The sequence below is a fragment of the Streptomyces sp. NPDC088725 genome (assembly GCF_044751305.1).
Classification (GTDB): Bacteria; Actinomycetota; Actinomycetes; order Streptomycetales; family Streptomycetaceae; genus Streptomyces.
In genome coordinates this window covers 141,603-151,882 of record NZ_JBIVLO010000002.1, presented here as the reverse complement: position 1 = coordinate 151,882, position 10,280 = coordinate 141,603, and the positions used below count along the sequence as shown (strand labels likewise).

Here is a 10,280-nt window from a genome sequence, read left to right as displayed (position 1 = left end):
GATCCGGTCTTGTAACGTCCCTGACGTGGCGAAACTCAATCAGATCATCGCAGTGGAGAAAGGCGTCAAGTCCAAGACGCACCAGGACCTGACGGCCGCCCATCACGGTCTCCAGAAGCCGGCACTTCTCGCGGGCATCTCCCGCACCTACCAGGCGAAGGACGAGGAGGGTGAGCAACTGCCGCCCGAATCAACCCGCGTTCAGGTCAGGGCCGAGGACGTGCTGCGGGAGACGGCGAAGATCCTCACCCGGTTGTTCGACGTGACCGCCACGAAGGACTGGGCGAACTGCACCGCCCGCGCCGATGTCACCGTGGACGGGCAGGTGCTGGTGAGCGCCGTGCCTGTCGGGTATCTGCTCTTCCTGGAGAAGCAGTTGACGGACATCAACACCCTGGTGCGCAGGCTGCCGGTGCTCGACGCCGCCGAGTCCTGGAGCCAGGACCCGTCGACGGACGCCTGGAAGACGGAAGCGGTACGGACGCTCCGTACCAAGAAGGTGCCCCGCAACCACGTCAAGGCCGAGGCCACGGAGAAGCATCCGGCCCAGGTCGACGTCTACTACGAGGACGTTCCGGTCGGTTACTGGACCACGGTGAAGTTCAGCGGAGCCCTTACGGCGCGGCGTGTGAACGAACTGCTCGACCGGGTCGAGAAGCTTCAGCAGGCCGTGAAGTTCGCCCGCGAGGAGGCCAACGGCGCCGAGGTCACCGATCAGCGGGTCGGCGACGCCGTGTTCGGCTACCTGTTCGGGTAGCCTCCAGGAATCCCCGGCGGCCTCTGAGCTGTCCGGGGTGCGCGAGGAGCGCAAGCTGAAACTGAAGTTCGTCGTGATGTCGCGGTCAGCTGACCGCGGTCAATCTCAGACTATTGCTCCAGCCTCAGCATTCGCCGCCGATCGCCGGATCGACCGGGCCCAGGCCCCGGTACGCCGAAATGCCGGTTCAACTCCGGCCCGCGCAGCTCGATGCGTGGTGGTCCAAAGGCAGGACGCGGCGACATCACGACTGACCTGGGTCCTCAAGCGGACCGGCGTGCTTGATGGGCGGCATCACAGTGGCCCGGAGGCCGGCTATGCCTCCGGGCCCGCTCCCGCTCCGACTCCCGCACCACGGGCCCGCTCACCTCACGAGCGTCCGCGTTTCGCATGCGCCCTCACTGGCGATAGCCGCTCAGGAAGCGGCCGATACGGCTGATCGCCGCGTCCAGATCGTCCGCGTACGGCAGCGTCAGGATCCGGAAGTGGTCAGGACGCGGCCAGTTGAAGCCCGTCCCCTGCACCACCTGGATCTTCTCCCGCAGCAGCAGATCGAGTACGAACTTCTCGTCGTCGTGGATGCGGTGGACCTTCGGGTCGAGCCGGGGGAAGGCGTACAGCGCGCCCTTCGGCTTGACGCAGGAGACCCCCGGGATCTCGTTCAGCTTCTCCCAGGCGCGGTCGCGCTGTTCGTGCAACCTGCCGCCGGGGGAGGTGAGTTCACGGATGGACTGACGGCCGCCGAGTGCCGCCTGAATGGCGTACTGGGCCGGGGCGTTGGGGCACAGCCGCATCGAGGCCAGCATCGTCAGCCCCTCGAGATAGTTGCGCGCGTGCTGCTTGGGGCCGGTGACGACGAGCCAGCCCGAGCGGAAACCCGCCACCCGGTACGTCTTCGAGAGCCCGCAGAAGGTGAGTACCACCAAGTCGGGCGCGAGGGCGGCGGCGCAGTGGTGGACCGCGTCGTCGTAGATGATCTGGTCGTAGATCTCGTCCGCGAACACCATCAGCTGATGACGGCGGGCGAGGTCGAGGATGCCCTCGATGATCTCGCGCGGATAGACCGCCCCCGTAGGGTTGTTGGGGTTGATGATCACAACGGCCTTGGTCCGGTCGGTGATCTTCGACGCCATGTCGGCCAGGTCCGGGTACCAGTCGGCGGACTCGTCGCAGAGATAGTGCACGGGACGGCCGCCCGCCAGGGTCGTGGTGGCGGTCCAGAGCGGGAAGTCCGGTGCGGGGATGAGGACTTCGTCGCCGTCCTCCAGCAGGGCCTGCACCGCCATGGAGACGAGTTCGGACACACCGTTGCCCAGGAAGACGTCGTCGACGGTGACTTCGGTCAGGCCGAGGTTCTGGTAGCGCTGGGCGACGGCGCGCCGGGCGGAGAGCACACCGCGCGAGTCCGTGTAGCCGGACGCCTGCGGCAGCATCCGGATCATGTCCTGGACGATCTCCTCCGGCGCCTCGAAGCCGAAGGCCGCCGGGTTGCCGGTGTTGAGGCGCAGCACGCTGTGGCCCGCCTCCTCCAGCGCGTCCGCCTGTGCGATCACCGTGCCGCGGATCTCGTAACAGACCTCGCTGAGCTTGCTCGACTGCCGGAATTCCATGCGGTGGCCTCCCAGACCTTGGTGCGGTACTTGGTTTTACCAAGTGTGAGCTTGGAAAGTCCAACAAGGTGTCTAGACTGCGTCGCATGCCACGCCGCCGAAGCTACGACCAGTACTGCGCCGCCGCCCGCGCCCTCGACGCCGTGGGCGACCGCTGGACGCTGCTGATCGTCCGTGAACTGCTGGCGGGACCCCGCCGTTACACCGACCTCCACGCCGATCTGCCGGGCGTCAGCACGGACGTACTCGCCTCCCGCCTCAGGGACATGGAGCGCGACGAGCTGGCCACGCGCCGCAAACTGCCCCCGCCCGCCGCGGCGTTCGTGTACGAACTCACCGAGCGCGGTCGTGGGTTGCTGCCCGTCCTGACGGCCCTGGCGGCCTGGGGTGCCCCCGCGCTCGATGAACGCCGGCCCACCGACGCCGTACGGGCGCACTGGTTCGCCCTACCGCTGCTCCCGGTGCTCGACGGGCTCGTAAAGGCTTCCGAAAAAGGGGAGTTGGAGGAGTGTGTGGTGGAAGTACGCCTCGATGAGGGGGTGTTCCACGTACGGCTCGGACCGGACGAGCCGGTGTACGGCGACGGCCCCGCCGACGCCCCCGATACCCGCCTCGTCCTCGACGCCGACACCTGCCGCGCGGTGAGCGGCGGCGCGCTGGCGGTCGGCGACGGGGTGCGGGAGGGGCGTATCGAGGTGTCGGGCGAAGGGGCGCTCGCCAGGGCGCTGCGGGGAGAGTGAGCGGGCGGAGGGAAAGGGGCCCGGAGAGGTGGGCCTGCGGAAACCGGAAAGCGGCTGCGGAAAGGACCCCGCCCCGCGTCAGCGCCCCGCGCCGGCCCGTTCCCGGCGGTGGACCATGATGGACGGGTGCACCTCGAAGCGATCACCTGGGAGCGGCTGACCGACACCCTCGCCGACCGGGTCCTGAAGACCGGACCCGCGGACGGCAGCCCCTGGCTGCGCGTCGGCTTCGACGGCGCTCCGGCCGCGCGTCCCGGGGAGCGGGCCGCCGCGCTCGCCGAAGCGCTGCGGCTGCGCGGCCGCTCGGTGCTCGTGGTCGGGACCGGTGGGTTCCTGCGGCCGGCCTCGCTGCGGTACGAGTACGGCCGCGAGGACCCCGACACGTACTACAGCGGCTGGTACGACACCGGCGCACTCTGGCGCGAGGTGTTCGGCCCGCTGGATCCCGGCGGTACCGGCCGCGTGCTGCCCGACCTCTGGGACCCCGCAAGCGACCGCGCGACCCGCAGTCCGCACACCGAACTGCCGCCCGGCGGTGTGCTGGTGCTGCACGGTCCTTTCCTGCTGGGGCACTGGTTCCCGTTCGACCTGACGGTGCATCTGCGCCTGTCGCCCGGCGCGCTCCGCCGCCGTACGGAGGAGTCCGAGCGCTGGACGCTTCCGGCCTTCGAGCGGTACGAGAGTGAGGTCGGCCCGGCGGAGGCGGCCGACACCGTCGTACGGACCGATCACCCGGGCCACCCCGCCTGGGGCGGACTGCGCTGAGCCCGGGGCGGGAGCACGTACGGCCACCCGTCCTGCCGGCTCACACGGTTCAGTACGCCCCGCCCTCCGGCGCCCCGGCGTCCGGTCTGCCGCCCGGCAGCATCACCGAGCGCGCCCCGGCACGGCACCCCTCGGCCGCGGCGGCGGCCGGATCGGCCCCCGCCAGCCGGGCCGCGAGGAACGCGCCGGTGAACGCGTCGCCCGCCCCCGTCGAGTCCACGGCCCGCGCCGGGACCGGCGGGATCCTGGCCGTCACGGCGCCCGCCTCCGCGACCACCGCGCCGGCGCCGCCGAGGGTCACGACGGCCACCGGCACCCGGCGGCTCAGTTCGGCGGCCGCGCGGAGGGGGTCACGGAGACCGGTCAGGAGACAGGCCTCGTCCGCGTTGGGCAGCAGTGTGTCCGGGCCTTCGGCCGACGCGAGGAAACGTTCCGGGCCGAACTGCTCGAGAAACCCGGCCGAGGCCGGATCCACACTCACCGCGATCCCGTGTTCCCGCGCGGACGCCATGACGGCGAGGGCCAGCCGGCGGCTCGTGTCGGCGAAGAACAGATAGCCGGAGAGATGCAGCCGGCCCACCCCGTCCAGCAGGGACGGCGACCAGTCGGCGGGGGAGAGCCGCAGAGCCGCGCCGTTGTCGGTGAGGAAGGTGCGCTCGGCGTCCGCGTCGACCAGGGAGATCACGGTCGCGGTCGGCGCCCGCGCGTCGATGACGAGACGCGCCCGTACGCCTGCCCGTCGCAGCTGCTCCGCGTGCCAGTCGTGGGACTCCGCGCCCACACGAGCCAGCAACCGTACGTCCGCACAGCCCGAACGCGCCGCCCAGCAGGCCGCGTTGGCTCCGGCGCCACCGGGCAGCGTACGGATCTCGGCGGCCGTGTCCGTACCGTGCGCGAGGGGCGGACGGTACCGGGCGACGACATCCGTCACCACGTCCCCGACGATCAGCAGCGCCCCGCCGCCCGCCGTTCTCGCCGCTTCCGTTCCTTCCGCCGAACCACCTTCCGCCGAACCACCTTTCGCGGTCCCGTCGGCCGTCAACGTGCCGCCGCGGTCCGGGCTGCCGCGATCCGCGCCGCCAGGTGTACGTTCCCGCGCACGGCCGCGAGGTTGGCCTCCAGCGACGCGCCCGCGGTGTGCCGCTGGAGGTGGTCCAGCAGGAACGGTGTGACGGCCTGGCCGCCGACGCCCTGCCTCCGGCACTCGGCGAGCGCCTCCGCGAGCACGCGGTCGTGCAACTCGGGGTCCAACTGCTCCGCCTCCGGTACGGGATTGGCGATGATCAGCGCCGCGTCCGGACCGCCGAGCGCGTCCTGCGCGGTCAGTACGGCCGCCACCTCCACCGGGGTGCCGACCGTCCAGTCGACCCGCTCGCCGGACGAGGCCAGGTAGAACCCGGGGAAGTACCGCGTCCCGTAGCCGAGCACGCCCACCCCCAGCGTTTCCAGCCGCTGGAGCGTCGCGGGCACATCGAGGATCGACTTCACGCCCGCGCAGACCACCGCGATCCGGGTCCGCGCGAGCAGGCGCAGGTCCGCGGACTCGTCCTGAGTCTCGGTCCATTCACGGTGGACACCACCGAGGCCGCCCGTCGCGAACACCCGGATCCCGGCCCGCGCGGCCAGGAACGCCGTGGCGGAGACGGTCGTCGCCCCGCTCGCCCCCGTCGCGAGCGCGGGCGCCAGATCGCGGTGGCCCAGCTTCCTCATGGAGGTGTCCGCGGCGATCCGCTCCAACTGGTCCTTGGCCAGCCCCACATGGGCCTCGCCGTCCAGCACGGCGACCGTGGCGGGCACGGCGCCGCCCTCACGCACCAGCGTTTCCAGCTCCTCGGCGACCGCGAGGTTGCGGGGCCGCGGCAGTCCGTGCGCGATGATCGTCGACTCCAGGGCGACCACGGGCCGGCCCTCGGCGAGCGCTTCTCGTACCTCGGGGGACAACAGGGGGGTGCTCGGCGGGGTGTACGGGGTGTCAGACATGTCACATCCCTGGCGCGCCGGAACCGCGCCCAAACGTCAGCCCGCCCGGCCTGCGAGAACGCGGGCCCGGCGGACTGCCGTGCGGGGAGGTGCGATGCGTACGGTCGCCTCAGGCGGCCATCGCCCCGTCCAGCGCCCCGTTCGGATTGAGGACGTACTTGCGGCTGGCGCCGTGGTCGAACTCCGCGTAGCCGCGCGGCGCGTCGTCCAGCGAGATCACCGTCGCGTTGACCGCCTTCGCGATGTGGACGCGGTCGTGCAGGATCGCCATCGACAGGGCCCGGTGGTACTTCATCACCGGACACTGACCCGTGCTGAGCTGGTGGCTCTTCGCCCAGCCGAGGCCCAGCCGCATCTTCAGCGTGCCGGTCTTGGCGTCCTGGTCGATGCCGCGCGGGTCCTCCGTGACGTACAGACCGGGAATACCGAGCGCGCCACCCGCCCTGACCACGCCCATCAGGGAGTTGAGCACGGTGGCCGGAGCCTCCTCGGAGTCCCGGCCGTGGGCGCGGGCCTCGAAGCCGACCGCGTCGACCGCCGAGTCCACCTCGGGTTCGCCCAGGATTTCGGCCACCTGGTCCTCGACCGAGCCCTGGGTGAGGTCGACGGTCTCGCAGCCGAAGCTGCGGGCCTGGGCCAGCCGCTCGCCGTTGAGGTCGCCGACGATGACTACCGCCGCGCCGAGCAGCTGCGCCGAGGCGGCTGCCGCCAGGCCGACGGGTCCGGCTCCGGCGACGTACACCGTGGAGCCGACGCCCGCCCCCGAGGTCACCGCGCCGTGAAAACCGGTCGGGAAGATGTCCGAGAGCATCGTCAGGTCGAGCAGCTTCTCGCGGGCCGCGGCCCGGTCGGGGAAGGCGAGCAGATTGAAGTCCGCATACGGCACCATGACGTACTCCGACTGGCCCCCGACCCAGCCGCCCATGTCGACGTAGCCGTAAGCGGCCCCGGGCCTGGCCGGGTTGACGTTCAGACAGATGCCTGTCTGGCGCTCCTTGCAGTTGCGGCAGCGACCGCAGGCGATGTTGAAGGGTACCGAGACGATGTCTCCGACATCGATGAACTCGACGTCGGGGCCGCGCTCGACTACCTCTCCGGTGATTTCGTGCCCGAGGACGAGGCCCTCGGGGGCGGTGGTGCGGCCGCGGACCATGTGCTGGTCACTGCCGCAGATGTTGGTCGCGAGGACCTTGAGGATGACACCGTGCCGGCACTTGCGCCCGATGTTCTCCTTGGCCACACCCGGCCCGTCGTGAAGTTCCAGCGTCGGGTAGTCGGTGGACCTGACCTCCACCTCACCCGGCCTGATGTACGCGACCGCCTTGTTGCCTCCGCTCATGGCTGAATCAACATCCCTTCGGCTCAACTTCTCCGGCTGATGGTCCGGCCCCGCGCCTGGTGGGTCCGTTACCGCTCGGACGGTCGGCCTGAAGTCCCGTACGGATACGGGGAAGTCACCGGCTCTGTGAACGCGGGGCCCGTAGCCCGGCGCACCTCGTTCGGCGGGCTGTGCGGGGTCGAGCCCGTAATTTCAGCCTAAGCCCGCCATCCAAAGGGGACAAGTGACGCGAAACGCACAGCCTGGCTCGTTCAGAACAGCGGTGCGGGGAGCACGCCCTCCAGCGCCAGCAGGTGCCGCTTCGTCTCCAGGCCGCCGCTGAAACCGCCGAGCCCGCCGCCGCTCTCCACCACCCGGTGACACGCCACCACGACCGGCAGCGGATTGGAGCCCATCGCCGCGCCCACGGCCTGGGCCGCGCCGGGCTGCCCGATCCGCCGCGCCAGATCGCCGTAGCCGACGACCGAGCCGTACGGAACGCTCGCCGCCAGCTCCCGCAGCACCTGCCGGTTGAACCCCGTGGCCCCGGAAGGTTCCGAAGGTCCCGGGGATCCCGAGGACAGCGACCAGTCGAGGGCCAGCTCGAACTCCCGCAGCTCACCCGCGAAATAAGCCGACAGCTGACGTATGGGCTCGGCCAGGCGGCCCGTGGAGGATTCGACCAGCTCCGCGCCGAGCCGGTCCGTGAGCTGCCGGAGCGCTTTCTCCCGCGCCGGCCCCCGGGCATGGAAGGCGACGTTCACCAGCCCCTGGACGGTCGCGGCCAGCAGGACCGGCCCGACGGGGCTCGCGACGACCGCCCACTCCACGGTCGCCCGCTCGTCCGCGCCGGAGTCCGGCCGGTCCTGCGCCTGCCTGTCACTGTTCATGCGGACCACGGTACGGGCGGCCACTGACAACGGGCCGGCCCGCTGACAGCAGAGCCCGGCCCTGTGCGACCAGCTCCGGGCGACCGTACCGGCCCGTACGACCGGCTCGTACGGGCGCCCGTCTCAGGTGGCCGGGCTCACCTCGTCCGCGCCCACCGTGTCCCGCACCACATCAGGGGTGTTCGTGATGATCCCGTCCACACCGAGATCGCGGACGCGTGCCGCTTCCGCCGCGCCGTCGACCGTCCAGGTGCTGACCTGGAGCGGTTTTCCGTGCGGGCCCTCCAGCCGGTGCACCGCTGCCACGAAGTCGGCGGTGAGCGTGGTGACGTCCGGGTTGATCTGGTCGGCGAACGCCGCGCAGGACGGCAGGTCGGCCACCGCGGGCGTACCGAGGAAGCCGGTGGTGACATCGGGCCGCTGCTCGTGCACGGCCCGGACACTGTCGGCGCCGAAGCTCTGCACGACCAGCTTCCGCTCGACGTGTACGGGATCGAGCCAGCCCTCGGAGCCGAGCACCCGCAGGATGTCGCGTTCGATGCCCGGGTACAGCTCGGGGCCCTTGATCTCCAGGAGCAGCTTCTGCCCGTTGGCCTCCATGGCCTCCAGGTACTGCTTCAGGGTCGGTACGCGCTCACCGGCCCATCGCGCGTCGTACCAGCTGCCCGCGTCCAGACGGGCGATCTCCGCCGCGGTGAAGTCCTTCACGTGCCAGGGCGCCCGGTCCGGGAAGACCCGTTCCACGTCGGTGGTCCGCCGCAGACTGTCGTCGTGGATCACGACCAGCTCACCGTCCCTGGTGCGCTGGACGTCGTTCTCCACCCATTCGATCCCCATGCGGGCTGCCAGGTTGACGGCGGCGAGGGTGTTCTCGGGCGCGTACGCGGAGGCGCCGCGATGCGCGATCACGAGGGGGCTGCTCTGCCTGGCGGGCGCGTAGCCGGCGGCCGGGGCCGTGCCGGGCAGCAGCAGCGCGGTGGCACCCAGGAGGGCGGCGGCCGTCGCCACGGAGGGGCGTGCGTGCACGTGGACTCCTCGTGTCGTGAGATCCGGTCGGCCGAGGGTGGCAGCCGCCGGCCAACGGCGGGCGGGCGCCGGCTGACCGGAACATGAATGCCGGCTTCCCGGAGCGGTACGGCTCTCGCGTGGACTGATGGGACCTGGTGTTCCTATGTCGACAAACGACCAGGCAAAATGTTTGCCTAACGGGCCGACCGTCCTACCCTCGCCCCGAACCAGCGCTTCCGCACACGGACCAGACCACGGGGTGAAGGACACATCGCTATGCAGGGCACCGTCGACGGATTCAGTTACGGCCTCGTCACACCCGTGGCGGCCTTTCTCATGGCGTGCCTGGGTACCGCCCTGGGACTGCGCTGTACGGCGCGGTCCCTGAGACAGCCGCACTCCTGGAAGCCCGGCGGACTCGCGCTCGGCGCCGCGTCGATCGGTTCCGGTGTCTGGACGATGCACTTCGTCGCGATGATGGGGTTCGCCGTCGCCGAGGTGCCTGTCGGTTACGACAGGCTGACGATGGCGGCCGGTCTCGTCCTGGGGATCGTCATGACCGGGATCGGGATCTTCATCGTGGGCTATCGCGGCACCAGCCCGATGGCCCTGGTCACCGGCGGTACGGTCACCGGGCTCGCCATCGCGACCATGCACTACGTCGGGATGGCGGGCATCCGGATGGACGGGCACATCGAGTACGACACCGCCATGGTCGCGCTCTCCGTCCTGATCGCCGTCGCCGCGGCCACCTGCGCGCTGTGGACGGTGGTCTCGCACCGGGGATTCCTGGCGAGTCTGGCCGCCAGTCTGGTGATGGCGCTCGCGGCGACCGGCATGCACTACACGTCGATGGCCGCCGTCTACGTCCATGTGGAACCGTCCGGCGGGGCCGCCTCCGGCGGCGAACCGGCCACCGCGCTCCTCCTCCCGATGCTGATCGGTCCCGCGTTCTTCCTGCTGCTGGCGGGCATCATGATGCTGTTCGATCCGCTGATGGCCGGAGGCGGCCGTCAGGATGACGAGCCGCCCGTGACGGCGCGGGACGCGAGGGCGGGAGTGCCCGCGCAGCGGACCCGGCCGCGCGCCTGCCCTCGGCGCCGGGAGGGAGCCGGACGGGCGGGGGCCGGACGGGCGGGGGTCGGAGCGGGGGGCCCGGGATCCTCCGGCTTCCGCGACCGGTGACCTGGCGTACCCGCGCCCGGCGAAGGG

Annotated in this window: 10 protein-coding genes; 4 read left to right on the top strand and 6 right to left on the bottom strand. The window is 71.1% G+C overall.

Annotated features, from left to right (window positions below; genetic code table 11):
- Positions 1-25 precede the first annotated feature (25 nt).
- The gene (locus tag ACIP6N_RS04585; protein WP_401812852.1) at positions 26-757 is read left to right on the top strand and encodes a hypothetical protein; all 732 of its coding nucleotides are present in this window, start codon (positions 26-28) and stop codon (positions 755-757) included.
- A gap of 398 nt (positions 758-1,155) precedes the next feature.
- Here ACIP6N_RS04585 and ACIP6N_RS04580 read toward each other — a convergent pair whose 3' ends face one another.
- Positions 1,156-2,367 (bottom strand): pyridoxal phosphate-dependent aminotransferase, encoded by a 1,212-nt coding sequence (locus tag ACIP6N_RS04580; protein ID WP_401812850.1) that lies wholly within the window; start codon positions 2,365-2,367, stop codon positions 1,156-1,158.
- 86 nt (positions 2,368-2,453) lie between these two features.
- Here ACIP6N_RS04580 and ACIP6N_RS04575 point away from each other — a divergent pair, with 86 nt between their 5' ends.
- Together ACIP6N_RS04575 and ACIP6N_RS04570 are read left to right on the top strand one after the other, a co-directional pair.
- The gene (locus ACIP6N_RS04575) at positions 2,454-3,107 is read left to right on the top strand and encodes a winged helix-turn-helix transcriptional regulator (protein ID WP_401812849.1); all 654 of its coding nucleotides are present in this window, start codon (positions 2,454-2,456) and stop codon (positions 3,105-3,107) included.
- A gap of 126 nt (positions 3,108-3,233) precedes the next feature.
- Positions 3,234-3,872: a uridine kinase gene (locus ACIP6N_RS04570; protein ID WP_401812848.1), complete on the top strand. Its 639-nt coding sequence runs from the start codon at positions 3,234-3,236 to the stop codon at positions 3,870-3,872.
- Positions 3,873-3,921: 49 nt separating this feature from the next.
- On the opposite strand, the gene ACIP6N_RS04565 is transcribed toward ACIP6N_RS04570, so the two are convergent.
- The 5 genes from ACIP6N_RS04565 to ACIP6N_RS04545 form a co-directional block, all read right to left on the bottom strand.
- Positions 3,922-4,818: a carbohydrate kinase family protein gene (locus ACIP6N_RS04565; RefSeq protein WP_401813488.1), complete on the bottom strand. Its 897-nt coding sequence runs from the start codon at positions 4,816-4,818 to the stop codon at positions 3,922-3,924.
- Between the two features lie 92 nt (positions 4,819-4,910).
- A complete protein-coding gene (locus ACIP6N_RS04560) occupies positions 4,911-5,852 on the bottom strand; it encodes a pseudouridine-5'-phosphate glycosidase (protein ID WP_401812847.1) in 942 nt (313 codons plus the stop codon).
- Positions 5,853-5,961: 109 nt separating this feature from the next.
- Positions 5,962-7,191, bottom strand: coding sequence for a formaldehyde dehydrogenase, glutathione-independent (gene fdhA / locus ACIP6N_RS04555; protein ID WP_401812846.1), 1,230 nt, complete (start codon positions 7,189-7,191; stop codon positions 5,962-5,964).
- 251 nt (positions 7,192-7,442) lie between these two features.
- Positions 7,443-8,060 carry a methylated-DNA--[protein]-cysteine S-methyltransferase gene (locus ACIP6N_RS04550; RefSeq protein WP_401812845.1) on the bottom strand — a complete coding sequence of 206 codons (618 nt, stop codon included), beginning with the start codon at positions 8,058-8,060 and terminating at the stop codon, positions 7,443-7,445.
- Positions 8,061-8,183: 123 nt separating this feature from the next.
- Positions 8,184-9,086 carry a glycerophosphodiester phosphodiesterase gene (locus ACIP6N_RS04545; RefSeq protein ID WP_401812844.1) on the bottom strand — a complete coding sequence of 301 codons (903 nt, stop codon included), beginning with the start codon at positions 9,084-9,086 and terminating at the stop codon, positions 8,184-8,186.
- A gap of 258 nt (positions 9,087-9,344) precedes the next feature.
- Between ACIP6N_RS04545 and ACIP6N_RS04540 the strand changes: the two genes are divergently transcribed.
- On the top strand, positions 9,345-10,253 hold the full coding sequence (locus ACIP6N_RS04540; RefSeq protein WP_401812843.1) for an MHYT domain-containing protein: 909 nt from the start codon (positions 9,345-9,347) through the stop codon (positions 10,251-10,253).
- The last annotated feature ends 27 nt before the right edge of the window (positions 10,254-10,280 follow it).